Source organism: Nocardioides sp. NPDC127514 (assembly GCF_040302125.1).
Lineage (GTDB): Bacteria > Actinomycetota > Actinomycetes > Propionibacteriales > Nocardioidaceae > Nocardioides.
The window spans coordinates 107,870-122,553 of the sequence record NZ_JBEORF010000023.1 but is presented as its reverse complement, the minus strand read 5'-3'; the positions used below and the strand labels follow the sequence as shown (position 1 = coordinate 122,553).

General features: G+C 68.4%; 14 protein-coding genes. 5 read left to right on the top strand and 9 right to left on the bottom strand.

What is annotated here, in order from left to right:
- On the top strand, nt 1-196 hold a 196-nt coding region (locus tag ABTX24_RS19140; protein ID WP_350841765.1), incomplete at its 5' end, for a hypothetical protein.
- 75 nt (nt 197-271) lie between these two features.
- On the opposite strand, the gene yjfF is transcribed toward ABTX24_RS19140, so the two are convergent.
- The 4 genes from yjfF to ABTX24_RS19120 all read right to left on the bottom strand — a co-directional run bounded on the left by yjfF (nt 272) and on the right by ABTX24_RS19120 (nt 5,022).
- Nucleotides 272-1,276: a galactofuranose ABC transporter, permease protein YjfF gene (gene yjfF, locus ABTX24_RS19135; RefSeq protein WP_350841763.1), complete on the bottom strand. Its 1,005-nt coding sequence runs from the start codon at nt 1,274-1,276 to the stop codon at nt 272-274.
- Nucleotides 1,273-2,334, bottom strand: a complete 1,062-nt coding sequence (locus ABTX24_RS19130) for an ABC transporter permease (protein ID WP_160025121.1) — start codon at nt 2,332-2,334, stop codon at nt 1,273-1,275. Before ABTX24_RS19130 ends, yjfF begins: the two co-directional genes overlap by 4 nt.
- Nucleotides 2,327-3,910, bottom strand: coding sequence for a sugar ABC transporter ATP-binding protein (locus ABTX24_RS19125; RefSeq protein WP_350841760.1), 1,584 nt, complete (start codon nt 3,908-3,910; stop codon nt 2,327-2,329). The genes ABTX24_RS19130 and ABTX24_RS19125 overlap by 8 nt, the downstream gene beginning before the upstream one ends.
- 134 nt (nt 3,911-4,044) lie before the next feature.
- Entirely contained in the window at nt 4,045-5,022 is a 978-nt protein-coding gene (locus tag ABTX24_RS19120) for an ABC transporter substrate-binding protein (protein ID WP_201451122.1), read from the bottom strand.
- Nucleotides 5,023-5,175: 153 nt separating this feature from the next.
- Here ABTX24_RS19120 and ABTX24_RS19115 point away from each other — a divergent pair, with 153 nt between their 5' ends.
- The 3 genes from ABTX24_RS19115 to ABTX24_RS19105 all read left to right on the top strand — a co-directional run bounded on the left by ABTX24_RS19115 (nt 5,176) and on the right by ABTX24_RS19105 (nt 7,562).
- A complete protein-coding gene (locus tag ABTX24_RS19115) occupies nt 5,176-6,267 on the top strand; it encodes a DNA glycosylase AlkZ-like family protein (RefSeq protein WP_350841758.1) in 1,092 nt (363 codons plus the stop codon).
- 110 nt (nt 6,268-6,377) lie between these two features.
- Nucleotides 6,378-6,827 (top strand): VOC family protein, encoded by a 450-nt coding sequence (locus tag ABTX24_RS19110; protein ID WP_350841756.1) that lies wholly within the window; start codon nt 6,378-6,380, stop codon nt 6,825-6,827.
- A gap of 69 nt (nt 6,828-6,896) precedes the next feature.
- Nucleotides 6,897-7,562, top strand: a complete 666-nt coding sequence (locus ABTX24_RS19105) for a GOLPH3/VPS74 family protein (RefSeq protein ID WP_350841754.1) — start codon at nt 6,897-6,899, stop codon at nt 7,560-7,562.
- Between the two features lie 58 nt (nt 7,563-7,620).
- On the opposite strand, the gene ABTX24_RS19100 is transcribed toward ABTX24_RS19105, so the two are convergent.
- Entirely contained in the window at nt 7,621-8,742 is a 1,122-nt protein-coding gene (locus ABTX24_RS19100) for an epoxide hydrolase family protein (protein ID WP_350841752.1), read from the bottom strand.
- 113 nt (nt 8,743-8,855) lie between these two features.
- On the opposite strand from ABTX24_RS19100, the gene ABTX24_RS19095 reads away from it, so the two are divergent.
- On the top strand, nt 8,856-9,812 hold the full coding sequence (locus ABTX24_RS19095; protein ID WP_350841750.1) for a helix-turn-helix transcriptional regulator: 957 nt from the start codon (nt 8,856-8,858) through the stop codon (nt 9,810-9,812).
- 228 nt (nt 9,813-10,040) lie between these two features.
- On the opposite strand, the gene ABTX24_RS19090 is transcribed toward ABTX24_RS19095, so the two are convergent.
- From ABTX24_RS19090 to ABTX24_RS19075, 4 genes are all read right to left on the bottom strand, one after another.
- On the bottom strand, nt 10,041-10,796 hold the full coding sequence (locus ABTX24_RS19090; protein ID WP_350841748.1) for a DUF3626 domain-containing protein: 756 nt from the start codon (nt 10,794-10,796) through the stop codon (nt 10,041-10,043).
- The gene (locus ABTX24_RS19085) at nt 10,793-11,455 is read right to left on the bottom strand and encodes a glutamine amidotransferase-related protein (RefSeq protein WP_350841747.1); all 663 of its coding nucleotides are present in this window, start codon (nt 11,453-11,455) and stop codon (nt 10,793-10,795) included. Before ABTX24_RS19085 ends, ABTX24_RS19090 begins: the two co-directional genes overlap by 4 nt.
- Nucleotides 11,456-11,508: 53 nt before the next feature.
- Nucleotides 11,509-13,314 carry a methionine--tRNA ligase gene (metG, locus tag ABTX24_RS19080; RefSeq protein ID WP_350841746.1) on the bottom strand — a complete coding sequence of 602 codons (1,806 nt, stop codon included), beginning with the start codon at nt 13,312-13,314 and terminating at the stop codon, nt 11,509-11,511.
- A 68-nt stretch (nt 13,315-13,382) separates the two neighbouring features.
- On the bottom strand, nt 13,383-14,597 hold the full coding sequence (locus ABTX24_RS19075) for a peptidoglycan recognition protein family protein (protein WP_350841744.1): 1,215 nt from the start codon (nt 14,595-14,597) through the stop codon (nt 13,383-13,385).
- Nucleotides 14,598-14,684 lie beyond the last annotated feature (87 nt).

Below are 14,684 nucleotides of genomic sequence, written 5' to 3'. Positions count from 1 at the left end.
CAGGCTCGTCCTGACGACCTCCCCTCCACTCTCGCAGGAGCACACCTATGTCCGAGACCTCGAGCAAGACGGCGGCACAGACCGGAATCGACCCGATAGCCAGCCAAAATTCTCAGCGACGGCCGGTGTCAAGGACCGCGAAGCGGCCGGCGTCAGCCGGCGGCCGAAGGCCGTCCTTGACTCCGGACGCCGCTGAGAACACCCTCCAAGAACGGGTCGGCGGCAAACCCCAACCACAAAACACGGCCCCCGACAGGAGAAGAAGACCGACCTACCCCCGCCGAGTCAACACCCGCTGCGCAACAACAAACACAAGCACCAACACCCCGATCGAGATCCGAGTCCACCAAGACGACAGCGTGCCGTCGAAGGAGATGAAGGTCTGGATCGTCCCGAGCACGAGCACCCCGAGCAGCGACCCGATCACGAAACCACGCCCACCGGTGAGCAACGTTCCGCCGATGACCACGGCAGCGATCGCGTCGAGCTCCATCCCGACCGCGTGCAGCGAGTAGCCTGAGAGCGTGTAGAGCGCGAACAGCAGCCCGCCCAGCGCCGCACACAGCCCGCTGATCGCGTACACCCCGACCTTGGTCGCCGCGACCGGCAGTCCCATCAGCAAGGCCGACGGCTCGCTGCCGCCGAGTGCGTAGACGGTGCGTCCGAAGCGGGTCGAGGCGAGGACGTACGCAGCGACCGCGACGATCACCAGCGCGAAGACGGCCGTCCACCCGAGGTAGTAGCCACCGGGCAACGTGATCGTGCCGAACGCGATGGCGGAGAAGGTCTCGTCCTTGATCGGGATCGAGTCGACGCTGATCAGGTAGCAGAGACCACGGGCCAAGAACATGCCCGCCAGGGTGGCGATGAAGGGCTGGATGTCGAAGTAGTGGATCAGCAGCCCCATCGCTGTGCCCAATATGGTCCCGGACAGGAGCACGATCACGATCACCGCGACCACTGGCAGGCCGAGCTCGAGCGTCCGGGCCGCGATCAGCGTCGAGAGGGCCACGTTGGAGCCGACGGAGAGGTCGATCCCGCCGGTGAGGATCACGAACGTCATGCCGACCGCGAGCACGATCAGGAACGCGTTGTCGAGCAGCAGGGTCAGGAAGACTTGCGGGTCGGCGAACCCTTCATAGCGGATCCCGCCGATCCCGAACATGCCGATGAACAGCGCGAACGTGCCGAGCACGGGCAGGTAGCGGCGCGGCGGGCTGTAGCGTGCGACCCGGGCGATGAGCCCGGTCTCGATCGCGGGCACCTGGACACTCATGCGACAGCCTCCTCGCGGCTGGTTGGCGTACGGTCGCTGCGCCGTTGCAGCACCGCTCGCGCCTTCGGCGACTGCAGCAGGCACACGACCACGACCACCAGCGCCTTGAACAGATAGTTGGCCTCGGCCGGGATGCCTATGTTGGGGATGGTCCGGGTGAGGGTGGCGATCAGCATCGCCCCCACCAGGGTGCCGGTCAGCGAGAAGCGGCCGCCGGCCAGCGACGTACCTCCGATGACGACGGCCAGGATGGCGTCCAGCTCGATCCACAGTCCGAGGCTGTTGGCGTTCACCGAGTGGGTGTTGGCGGCGATGATCAGGCCGGCGGTGCCGGCACACAGTGCCGCGAAGACGTAGACGGTCCAGATGATCGTGCGGGAGCGTACGCCGGCCAGCCGGCTCGCCTCCGGGTTGATCCCGACCGACTCGATGAGCAGGCCGAGCGCGGTGCGGCGTACGACGATCTGGGTGGCCGCGAAGACCCCGAGCGCGATCAGGGCGGCGACCGGGAGGGTCAGCAGATGGCCCGAGGCCAGTGCGGCGAAGGCGTCGTTGTTGACCGTGGTGATCTGGCCACCGGTCACCAGCATCGCGATGCCGCGGCCGGCGACCATGAGGACCAGCGTGGCGATGATCGGCTGGATGCCGACCACCGCGACCAGGAAGCCGTTCCACAGCCCGAGCGCGACACTGACGGCGAGTGCCATCGAGATCGCGATGACGGCCGTGCCGGCGGCACCGTCGGCCGGACTCTTGACGATGTAGACGCAGGCGACCGCGCCGGCGATCGCCGCCACCGCGCCCACCGAGAGGTCGATCCCGCGGGTCGCGATGACCAGCGTCATCCCGATCGCGACCAGCAGCACCGGGGCACCGTTGCGGACGATGTCGACCAGGCTGCCGAAGAGGTGACCGTCCTGGATGCGTACGTTGAAGAAGGTCGGCGTCGCGATCAGGTTGACCACCAGCAGCGCGCCGAGCGCCGCCAGCGGCCAGAAGAGGCGGTGGGCCATCGCGCGAGCGCCGAGCCCCTTGCCCGCTCTGATGTTCTCAGGCATCTGCTCGCTCCTTCTCGGCAAGGCCGCCGGGTTCGCCGGTGATGATCTCGAGTACGTCGTTGACATCGATGCCTCGGTTGGGCCGCTCGGCGATCTTGCGGCGGTCCTTGAGGACCACCAGCCGGTGGCTCAGCCGGAGCACCTCCTCGAGCTCGGCGGAGATGAACACCACGCTCATCCCCTTCTCGGCGAGATCGGCGACGAGCTGCTGGATCTGGGTCTTGGCACCGATGTCGATGCCGCGGGTGGGCTCGTCGAGCAGAAGTACGTCCGGCTCCGTGATCAGCCAGCGCGCCAGCAGGACCTTCTGCTGGTTGCCACCGGAAAGACTCCGCATCGTCAGGCTCGGGTCGGCCGGCCGTACGTCGAGAGCGGTCATGAACTCCTTGACCAGCTTCTCGCGGGTCGCCGTCGGGATCGGCCGCAGCCAGCCACGGGTGGCCTGCAGGCCGAGCAGCATGTTGTCGGCGACGGAGAGCTCCTCGAAGACTCCCTCGGCCTTGCGGTCCTCGCTGCAGAAGGCGAGCTTGCGGTCGATCGCGTGCCGAGGGCTGCTCAGCCTCCGCCGGCTCGAGCCGCGCACCGTGAGGTCGCCGGTGTCGGGGGCGTCGGCGCCGAACAGCAGCCGGGCCAGCTCCGTACGCCCTGAGCCGAGCAGGCCGGCGATGCCGACGACCTCCCCGGGGTACAGGGTCAGGTCGGTGGCCTCCAGGCTTCCCTTCCGGCCCAGCCCGACGGCGCTCAGCACCGGGAGGCGCTGCTCGGCCGCGGCCTCCTCGGATGCCTCCTGCACGGCGTGGTCGAGGCGTTCGAGAACCTGGAGATCGCGGCCGATCATCAGCTGCACCAGCTCCAGCTGGGTGGTCCCCTCGACCAGCCGCTCACCCACCACGCGGCCGTTGCGCAGGATCGTCATCCGGTCGGAGATCTCGAAGACCTGGTCGAGGAAGTGGGAGACGAAGACGATCGCGGTGCCCTGGTCACGCAGTCTGCGCATCACCTCGAAGAGCCTGGCCACCTCGTCGGCGTCGAGGCTGGAGGTCGGCTCGTCGAGGATCAGGACCCGCGCGTCGGTGTCGACGGCACGCGCGATCGCGACGAGCTGCTGGACGGCGATCGGGTGGCTGCCGAGCTCCGACCCGGGGTCGATGTCGATGCCGAGGCCCTGCAGCGAGGCGGCGGCGCGGCGATTCATCGCCCGGCGGTCGATCGGGCCGATCCCGTTGAGGCGGCGCGGCTCGCGGCCGAGGAGCATGTTCTCGGCCACGGTGAGGTTCGGCACCAGGTTGACCTCCTGGTAGACCGTGCTGATCCCGGCGTGCTGCGCCGCGGCCGGGGTGGCGAACTGGGTCTCGACGCCGGCGATCTCCACCCGCCCCGAGTCGATCGTGTAGACCCCGGTCAACGCCTTGATCAGCGTCGACTTCCCGGCCCCGTTCTCTCCCATGAGCGCGTGCACCTCCCCCGGCAGGAGTCGCAACGAGACGCCGTCGAGCGCTCGGACCGCTCCGAACGTGATGGAGACGTCGAGCATCTCCACCACCGGCCGGGGTGGCTTCATTTCTGCCTGGCTCATGTCGTACTGGCTCCTGGCGGGGTCGGGGGGATCGGCGGCGGATGCTCACCGAGGTAGCTCGGTGGACGCGCGCTTCCCTCGTGGAGTTCCACGAGGGAAGCGACGCCTCACCGAGGCACCTCGGTCAACGGGTGTCAGTACTTGCGGTCGGGCAGCGCCTCAGCGGCCTGCTCCGGGGTGAAGGTGGTCTCCTCGGTGACGATGCGGTCGGGGACCTCCTCGCCGGCGACGACCTTCTCGGCGACGTCCATCAGCTGCGGCCCGAGCAGCGGGCTGCACTCGACGATGAAGTTGATCTCGCCCGCGGCCAGCGCGGTCATGCCGTCCTTGACCGCGTCGACGGTGATGATCTTGATGTCGGTGCCGGGCTTCTTGCCGGCTGCCTTGATCGCCTCGATCGCACCCAGGCCCATGTCGTCGTTGTGGGCGTAGACGACGTCGATCTTCGGGTTGGACTGCAAGAAGGCCTCCATGACCTGCTTGCCGCCGTCACGGGTGAAGTCACCGGTCTGGGACTCGGTGATCTTGATCTTGGAGTCCGCGGCGATCTTGTCCTCGAACCCCTTCTTGCGGTCGATCGCCGGAGCCGATCCGGTGGTGCCCTGAAGCTCGACGACGTTGACCGCACCGTCCTTGTCGACGTCGGACGCGTCGGCGTTGTCGACCAGCCACTGGCCCGCCTTCTCACCCTCCTCGACGAAGTCGGAGCCGATGAAGGTGACGTAGAGCGAGGTGTCTTCGGTGTCCACGGCCCGGTCGGTCAGCACGACGGGGATCTTGGCGCGCTTGGCCTCCTGGAGCACCGCATCCCAGCCGGTCTCGACGACCGGGCTGAACGCGATGACGTCCACCTTCTGCTGGATGTAGGACCGGATCGACTTGATCTGGTTCTCCTGCTTCTGCTGAGCGTCGGAGAACTTCAGGTCGATGCCGGCTTCCTTGGCCGAGTCCTGGATCGAGGTGGTGTTCGCGGTGCGCCAGCCGCTCTCGGCGCCGACCTGGGCGAAGCCCATGGTGATGGTGCCGTCGTCGGCTGCTTCGCTGCCGCCGCACGCGCTGAGCGACATCCCACCCATGGCGAGCGCACACAGCCCGATGAGGGTCTTCTTCACTGTCGTCCTCCAGTGTTTTTACTGCGGCGGCCGGTGTGACCGTCGTCACGATGCGACCCAGTGTGAGCGCTAACATTCGCGCGGTCAAGCGGAATCGGAAGATCGGTTCGAATCGGCAGCAGGTCGTCCGGAACTCCCCATACTGTGTCGACCATGACGCTCACCCTGACCCCGGAGCAGGCGCGCCGGATCGCCGTACGTGCCCAGTTGCTCGACGCGCGCCGACCCGTCTCGCTGGTGGAGACCGTCGATCAGCTGACACTCCTGCAGATCGACCCGACCAAGGCGATCGCCCCGAGCGCGGATCTGGTGGCGTGGTCGCGGTTGGGGGATGCGTACGACCATTCGGATCTGACCTTCGCCCTCGAGCAGGAGCGCTCCCTGGTCGAGTTCTCCAGCTTCATCTTCCCCATGGACGAGATCGAGACGGTCCTCGCGCTGTCCCCGGGCCGGATCCACCCCACGGCCGTCGAGTGGATGGAGGCCAACAAGAGATTCCGTACGCAGGTCCTGGACCGTCTGCGAGCCGACGGTCCGCTCGTGGCCGGCGAGATCGAGGACACCGCCGAGGTGCCGTGGGCATCGACCGGGTGGACCAACGACAAGAACGTTCTGCGGATGATCGAGCTGCTCAACCGGATGGGTGAGGTCGCGATCGCCGGCCGCCGCGGCAAGCTGCGCACCTGGGACCTCGCGGAGCGCGTCTACCCCTCCGACCTGCGACTTCCGTCCCCCGAGGACGCGCTGAGGGTCGAGACCGTGCGCCGCCTGGCCTCTCTCGGCATCGCCCGCCCCGGACGGAAGGACTCATCCGGCGGCGAGGTGCTCGGGGCCGGGGACGCCGGCGTCCCGTGCACCGTGGCCGGAGTCGACGGCGAGTGGCGGGTCGATCCCGAGGCGCTGGCCGCCCTCGAGGACGGGTTCGCGCCGCGGGCTGCCCTGCTCTCCCCCTTCGACCGCCTCGTCTACGACCGCGACCGGGCGCTGGACCTGTTCGGGTTCGAGTACGTCCTGGAGATGTACAAGCCGGCCGCCAAGCGCCGCTGGGGCTACTTCGCCCTCCCGATCCTGTACGGCGAGCGGCTCGTCGGGAAGCTCGATGCGAAGGTGGACCACAAGAAGGCGCGGATGAACGTCTTCGCCGTCCATGAGGACTTCGGGTGGACCGCCGAGATCGGTGACGCGGTCGAGGCCGAGATCGAGGCGCTGGCAGGGTGGCTGGGCGTCGAGATCGTCCACCCCTGACGGTGAACCCGAAAACAGGGCAAACAGAAGCGAATTGCCCTTCTCCACCTCCTTCGGCGCGCCTACTGTGAGCGAACGGGGTCGGAAATCGATCAAAGGAGACGATCCGAATGGCAACGCTCAACCCCTACATCAGCTTCAAGTCCGAGGCCGCTGAGGCGCTCGAGTTCTACCGGTCGGTGCTCGGCGGCACCGTCGAGACCATGACGTTCGACTCCATGGGAGACGCGATGGGTCCGGTGCCGCCGGAGGCGAAGGACCTGGTCATGCACGGCTCGCTCACCCTCGACGACGGCCTCGTCCTGATGGCCGCCGACACGCCTCCGGGGATGGGCATGGAGTACGTCGCCCCGACCGCCGGCGTCACCATCGCGATGACCAGCGCCGACCCCGCCGACCAGCCGCGCTTCGCCGACTACTACGCCAAGCTCTCCGAGGGCGGCACGCCAGGGATGCCGTTCGCGCAGGCGCCGTGGGGCGACTACTTCGGCCAGTTCGACGACAAGTTCGGCGTGAGCTGGATGTTCGACGTAGCCAGCCCGGAGTCGGCACAGGCCTAGACGAAGGACCGAGCAAAGATCCGTCTTTCGTAGGAGGCGCCGGGCCGCGAGTCGTTTTACCGTCGATGCATGCTGATCGCGGAAGACCTGCTGCTGCTCGTGCTCGACGACGAGAAGGGCACGCTCGCCTCGTCCTGGGTCCAGCAGGCGCTGGGCGGAGCGATCCTGACCGAGCTCGTCATGGCGGGCTCGGTCCAAGTCGTGCCCAAGTCCGGGCTCACCCCGGCCAAGGCCATGACGGTGCCGGGCCGACGGCCGGACGAGCCGGTCCTGGCCGCTGCGTACGACGTGCTGGCGGCCAAGCCACTGGCGGCCAAGAGCGCCGTCACCAACCTCGGCAAGGGGCTGCACGAGGCCCTCGCCGCGCGGCTGTGCGACCGCAACATCCTCAAGCGCCGCGACGAGAAGATCCTCGGCCTCTTCCCGCGCACCACCTGGCCGGCCGCGGACTCGACCCACGAGAACGCCGTACGCGGCCGCCTGGTCGCCGTTCTCATCCAGGGCGCCGCACCGGACGCACGGACCGGACCGCTCATCGCCCTCCTCTCCTCCATCGACCTCGCCCACAAGGTGGTCGACACGAGGGGCGTCGGCGCCGGCGCGGTCAAGAAGCGGGCGAAGGAGATCGCCCGTGGCGACTGGGCCGCCAAGGGCGTCAAGGACGCGATGGACGAGGTCACCGCGGTCATGACCGCGGTGATGGTCGCCACCACCGTCACCGCGACGGCCACCTGACACAACCCGAGGATCGCAGCCGCGGAGGGGCTGCGATCCTCGGGTTCTTTGCAAGACGTCAGGCGAAGAACGCCCGCACGTCGGCGGCGACGTCCTCGGGACGTTCCATGGCCGCGTAGTGGCCGCCCTCGGAGAACTCCGACCAGTGCTGGATGTTGGCGTTGTCCCGCTCGGCCAGCGACCGGATGGTCTGGAAGTCGTCCTTGAAGACGGCGACCCCGATCCGGCCCTGGGAGACCTCCGGCTCGCGCTCGGCGTGCCCCTCCTCGTAGTGGTAGCGCGCAGCCGAGGCGTAGGAGTTGGTGAGCCAGTAGTAGGTCGCCTGCTCGATGACCTGCTCGGGAGTGACCAGCGAGGTGCCGTTGCCGAAGGACTCGAAGAGCTCGCTGTAGGCCAGCGTCCCGACCGGCGAGTCGGCCAGCGCCGCACCGATCGTCTGCGGCCGGGAGCCGTTCATGGCGTTGTAGCCGCCGACGGACTGGAACCACTGCATGTGCTCGAGCGCGGCGTACTCCTTCGGCCCGAAGTTCTCGAACTCGCTCGGGTCGCCCGACGGGAACGAGAAGAGCTGCAGCACGTGCGCGCCGAGGAAGCCCTCGGGGTTCAGCAGCGCCAGCTCGCGACCGATCATCGCGCCGCCGTCGCTGCCGTGCACCCCGTAGGAGTCGTAGCCGAGCCGACGCATGAGCACGTCGTACGCCTCGGCCGCCCGCTTCATCGTCCAGCCGGTGTCGACCACCGGGGTCGAGAGCCCGAAGCCCGGCAGCTCCGGGATCACCAGGTGGAACTCCTCCGTCAGCAGCTCGATCATCGGCAGGAACTCCAGGAACGAGCCCGGGTAGGTGTGGGCGAGCAGGAGCGCCTTGGCGTCCGGGTTCGAGGAGGGTACGTGGACGAAGTGGATGACCTGGCCGTCGATCTCGGTCAGGTGGTTGGGCACGGCGTTGATCCGCGCCTCGACCGCGCGCCAGTCGAAGCTCTTCCAGCGCTCGACCATGTCGGCGAGGTAGGCCGTCGGGGTGCCGTAGACCCAGGAGTCGCCGGGCACGCTGGGCGCGAACCGGGTGCGCTCGAGGCGGGAGCGGAGGTCGTCGAGATCCGCCTGCGGGAACTCGACGGTGACTGTGCTGATCTCGCCGTTGGACTTGGTGCTGATTCCGGTGTTGACCTGCGTGTTCATGACTTCTCCTTGGTGGTTTCCGACCTTGTGAGACCCACGTTATGAAGGGTTCCGGCAAGCCTGATTCCGGAATTCCGGTGGCCCGTGAATCTTTTTTCCCGCACGCTGAGCCCGTGCTGGAAACCTCTGCGCGACTGCTCGCGCTCCTCGGTCTGCTGCAGTCCTCGGCCGGCTGGACCGGCGCCGACCTGGCCACCCGGCTCGACGTCTCCGAGCGCACCGTGCGCAACGACATGACCAAGCTGCGCGAGCTCGGCTATCCGGTGGAGTCGGTCCGCGGACCGGGTGGTCGCTACCGGCTCGGCTCCGGCGGGAATCTTCCGCCGCTGCTGCTCGACGACGAGGAGGCGCTCGCGGTCGCCGTCGGACTGCGGGCCGCGACGGGCATCACCGGCGTCGCGGAGACCAGTGCCCGGGCGCTGGGCAAGCTCGAGCAGGTGCTGCCCGACCACCTGCGTCGCAAGCTGGCCGCGGTGGTCGACGCGATGGAAGCCGGCCCCGTCAACACCGACAGCAACGTCCCCGACCCGGACGTCGACGCCGGCACCCTCCAGGCGCTGGCCACCGCGATCCGGGACCATGCCGGCGTACGCGCCGACTACCGCGACGAGCCGATCGAGGTCGAGCCCTACCGGCTGATCGCGTGGCAGCGGCGCTGGTACCTCGTCGCCCGCGACCCGCGCGCCGACGCCTGGCTGCCGCTCCGCGTCGACTGGCTGCGCCTGAAGGTGCCCGGCGGTCGCCCGTTCCGTCCGGCTGATCCAGCCTTCGACCTCACCGAGTTCGTCGTACGCGAGGTCGCCCGCACCGGCTGGGCCGTCCACGCCCGCCTGATCATCGCCGCCTCCGCCGAGGAGGTCATCTCCCGGATCAACCCCGCCGTCGGCACCGTCGAGCCGATCGCCCCCGACCGCAGCGTCCTGGTCACCGGCGGTGACAGCCTCGAGGTCGTGGCCGTCTGGATCGGCATGCTCGGCCTCGACTTCACCGTCGAGTCACCCCCGGAGCTCCGCGACCACCTCGAGATCCTCGCGAAGCGCTACGCAGCCGCCATCACCCCGCCGGAATGACGCCAAGCTGATCGCGGAGAACCTCGTGCAGCGCGGCCTGCTGGGTCGGGTGACAGAGCGGCGCCACCTCATCGCCGGACTGACTGGCCGCGGCCACCGTACGCGGGGATCTTCCGAGCCTCTCGTAGGCGAGGTGACTGGTTCGGTGGCGGAGACGGTAGAGGCGGTTGATGTCCGCTATGACAGAGGGTCCGAGCTTGTGAATCCCTCACAAGCTCGGACCCTCTGTCATAGCGAACCGGAATCGCCCCTCCCGAACCTCGCCAGGTAGTGCCAGACCCGCTTGACCGACTGCGCCTCGTAGTCCCCCGACCGCGCCGCGTCGCCGAGAAGACCAGGTGTGAGTACGTCACCGAGCGATCGAGCCAGGTCGACGTACTCCTGTCCGCGGTAGCCCGGATCGAGGCCGTCGGTGGCGACCCGGAACCCCGGATGCCACTCCACCGCGCAGCCGAGGCGAGCGGCCGCCGCCTCGACAGCGGTGTCCCGGAAGCACGGGTCGAGCACGACCGCCTCGACATCTCGTTCGATCACGACGCCACCGTGCACGTGCGCCTCGACGCACTCGTCGAGGTCGTCGAAACCCGAGGCGTCGGCCATCGCGGACAGCTGCGGCAGCTTCTCCGGGCCACCGAAGTCGGTCGGCTCGAGGACCGAGTCGGGAAAGCAGAACGTGCACCGCTCCAGCACCTCCGGCCGGAGCCTGAGGTGGGCCGATCCGAACCGGATCGCGCCACCGTACGGATCTCGACGACGGTTCCACGCTCCGTAGACCGGCCTCTCACCCGCCGGTCCGGCGTCGTAGCGCCCTCCGAACAGCCGGCTCTCCCAGCGCCAGCGGTCCCCGCCCGGATGCGCGGTCAAGCCGCCGTTCGACGTCCCGGTCTCGAACTGCGACCGATACCTCCTATCCCGCGCCAGCGACTCGATCACCAGCCCGCCCGCGTACGGCCAGTCGGGGTGGAACTGGAGCGTGACGCTCATCGCCGCGCAGAGACCGCGCTCACGAACGCCCGCACGAGCGGGTGGACCGGGGCTCCGGCGAGGGCGCCGACGTGAGGCTGGAACATGCTGGTGACGTAGAACGGGTGGTCCGGGAACTCCAGGACCTCCGCTCCGGCGTCGTCCGCGGTGGCGCCGACGACGACACCGATCTTCTCCAGCGTCGCCACGGCCTCAGGTGTGGGCGCGTAGTTGCAGAAGTGCATGCCGACGAACGGCTCCGGCTGCCAGGCTTCGAAGCGGGTGCCGGTGACCGGGGTCACCAGCCGCTCCTCGCCGTAGAGCGAACAGGCCAGCGCAGCCACCGCGTTGTCCTCGCCCACGCCGTCGGACTCGGCATGGGTCGCCGTGGAGCCGAGCACGTTGCGGGTCCACTCCAGCACGGCGTACTGCATCCCACCGCACACCCCGAGGAACGGAATCCCCCACTCCCGCACGACCGTGAGCGCCGCGAGGACCGCGGCGTCATCGGCGTAGGGCGAACCGGGCACGAGCCAGACCCCGTCAAAGGCTGCGATGTCGAACCCGGAGTCGGTCGGCACCCACTCCGTCTCGGCCCCGAGCTCGGCCAGCTGCGGCCGAAGCGCGTTGAGCTCCTGATGGCTGCGGTGTCCCCGGTCGTCGCCGAGCAGTGCGATCATGCGCCGAATCGTCCCAGCCACGCCGGGTTCGATCCAACCGATTACCGCAGCCGCTACTCCGGCTTGATGCCCAGCCGGTCGAGCTCCTCGTCGATGATCGCGGAGTCCAGCTTCTGGAAGACCGGGGTGGGCTTGGCGACCGGGGTGCCGACGACGATCGGGTGACGCTCCCACGAGGGCGCGCCGGAGTAGTCGCCGGTGATGATCGGGTAGGGCTTGCCGTTGTCGAGGTCCTCGACCTCCTCGATGCGGGGCATCGGGGCGACCTCACCCTTGCCACCCAGCGCCTTGTCGATCTCGTTGGCGGAGAACGGCAGGAACGGGGAGAGGATCAGGTTGAGGTCGGCGACGCACTGCGCCATCACGTGCAGCACGGTGCCGAGCCGCTCGCGGTCCTCGGGAGCCTTGGCCAGCTTCCACGGCTCGAGGTCGGTGACGTACTTGTTGACCTCGCCGACCGCACGCATCGCCTCACCGATCGCCTGCTTCTGCCGGTGGCGACCGATCAGGTCGCCGACGGTGCCGAAGGCCGCCTCCACGGTGGACAGGATGACCTGGTCCGCCTCGGTCAGCGTCCCGGCGGCGGGCAGCTCGCCGAAGTTCTTCGCGATCAGGGTGGCGGTGCGGTTGACCAGGTTGCCCCAGCCGGCGACGAGCTCGTCGTTCGTACGCCGCACGAACTCCGCCCAGGTGAAGTCGGAGTCGTTCGACTCGGGGCCGGCGGCGGCCACGAAGTAGCGGAACGCGTCGGGCTGGTAGCGCGAGAGGAGGTCGCGCACGTAGATCACGATCTTCTTCGAGGAGGAGAACTTCTTGCCCTCCATCGTCAGGTACTCGCTGGAGACGACCTCGGTCGGCAGGTTGAGCGTGCCGTACGCCCCCGGCTCGCCGCCCTTCGAGCCGCCGCCGTTGTAGGCGATCAGCTCGGCCGGCCAGATCTGGGAGTGGAAGACGATGTTGTCCTTGCCCATGAAGTAGTACGAGGGCGCGTCAGGCGAGTTCCACCAGGCTCGCCAGGCGTCGGGGTCGCCCGAGCGCCGGGCCCACTCGATCGAGGCGGACAGGTAGCCGATGACGGCGTCGAACCAGACGTACATCCGCTTGGTCGGGTTGTCGCGCCAGCCGTCGAGGGGGACCTTGATGCCCCAGTCGATGTCGCGGGTCATCGCCCGCGGCCGGATCTCCTTGAGGATGTTCTGGCTGAACCGGATGACGTTCGGGCGCCACAGGCCGGTCTGCTCACGCTCGTCGAGGAACGCGTGCAGGGCGTCGGCCAGGGCGGGCAGGTCGAGGAAGAAGTGCTGGGTCTCGATGAACTCCGGCGTCTCGCCGTTGATCTTGGAGACGGGGTTGATCAGCTGGTCCGGGTCGAGCTGGTTGCCACAGTTGTCGCACTGGTCACCGCGCGCACCATCGGCCCCGCAGATCGGACAGGTGCCCTCGATGTAGCGGTCGGGCAGGGTCCGGCCGGTCGACGGCGAGATCGCACCCTTGGAGGTCTGCTCGACGAAGTAGCCGTTGTTCCACACCCCGAGGAACAGCTCCTGCACCACCGAGTGATGGTTGGCCGAGGTGGTGCGGGTGTAGAGGTCGTACGTCAGGCCGAGCGAGGTCAGGTCCTCGACGATGATCCGGTGGTTCTTGTCGACGAGCTCCTGGGGCGTCACGCCGGCCTCGTCGGCGGCGATCAGAATCGGGGTGCCGTGCTCGTCCGAGCCGGAGACCATGAGCACGTCGTGACCCGCCATCCGCATGTACCGACTGAAGACGTCGGAGGGCACGCCGAAACCGGCCACGTGGCCGATGTGGCGCGGGCCGTTGGCGTACGGCCAGGCGACTGCGGACAGAACGTTGCTCATGGCTCCATCCTAGGGAGCGGGCGTCATCAGCCCTCCATCGACACAGTCATCGACACCGGCAACCCGGATCACGGGTTGAACATCTGGTCCCGCTGGTAGGCGTACTTCCGGATCCACGGCAGCCACTTGGCGAGCTGGGCGCCCGGGCAGGAGGTCTCGTTGGTGTGGAAGTGGCCGTCGATGACCCAGACCCGCACCCTCCGGCCGGCCGGGAACCGGTCGCTGCCCTTGGAGATCGTCTCGAGCGTGCCGCGCTCGTCGCGGCCGGCCATGTCGAGCTTCCAGGCCGCCATCCGCTCGGTCTTGATGAGGGCGTCGTCGGAGGGACGTACGTTCTCGAAGTTGCCGATCAGGGCGATGCCCATCGACTGGTGGTTGAAGCCACGCGTGTGCGCGCCCTTGACGAGCCGGTCGATGCCGCCGGAGCGGCCCTCCCAGGCACGGCCGTACTTGTCGATGAGGAAGTTGTAGGCGATGTCGAACCACCCCAGTGACCTGGTGTGATAGCTGTAGATGCCGCGGATGATCCCCGGCACGTCGCCCTTGGAGTAGTTGTTGCTCGTGGCGGTGTGGTGGATGTGGACCTGCTTGAGCGTGCTGTTGTACTCCGGGCGGCCGTTGCGCCAGGAGTTGTTGGCCCCCCACTGCGACCGGGTGAAGATCACCGGCTTCGGCGCCCACCGCGGTCGCGACCGCGCGACCCGGCCGTTGGCGCCGCCGTCGCCGGCGCTGCCGTAGCCGAGGTCGTCGGCTTCCCTCTTCGGAGCCTTGACGTCCTCCTGCGGCCCGGTGTTGATGAGGGTCAGCTTCAGGTCCTTGGGCTGCGCACCCTCGACCCGCACCTGTACGCCGCTGGCCCGGCCGGTCCACACCGGCTGGGTGCCTCGGCGCTCGACCTTGCCGCGCGCGGCGACGTCCCCTTCGCCGCCGTCGGGCAGGTCCTCCTGCAGCGGCAGCTCCTGCCACTCGCGCCACTGGTCCGACTTGCTCACCCGCACCTCGACCTGGGGAGTCTCCTCCCCGCTCCACGAGACCCCGACCATCGAGAAGGTCGTCGTACGCAGCTTCTCCGTCGAGGCCGCGGCGGCGGACCGCTCGGTCAGCCGCGGCGGCAGCTTCACGTCACGGGTGGCGATGCCGTCCTCGAGACGGGGCAGCTTGATCAGCTGCCCGTCCTCGGCGGCTGCCGGATCGATCGCCGAACCGATAGCAGGCACGAGCATCGACGCGCCGACGACGACAGCGGTCAGGGTCACGGTGATGACGCGGGGGAAGCTGGCCATACCCTTGATTTTGAAGAGTCGAGCGCCCGACATGCCGCAAACGCATGTGTTCGGTGTGTCGTTTGAGACCTCTGTGACTCATGAGTC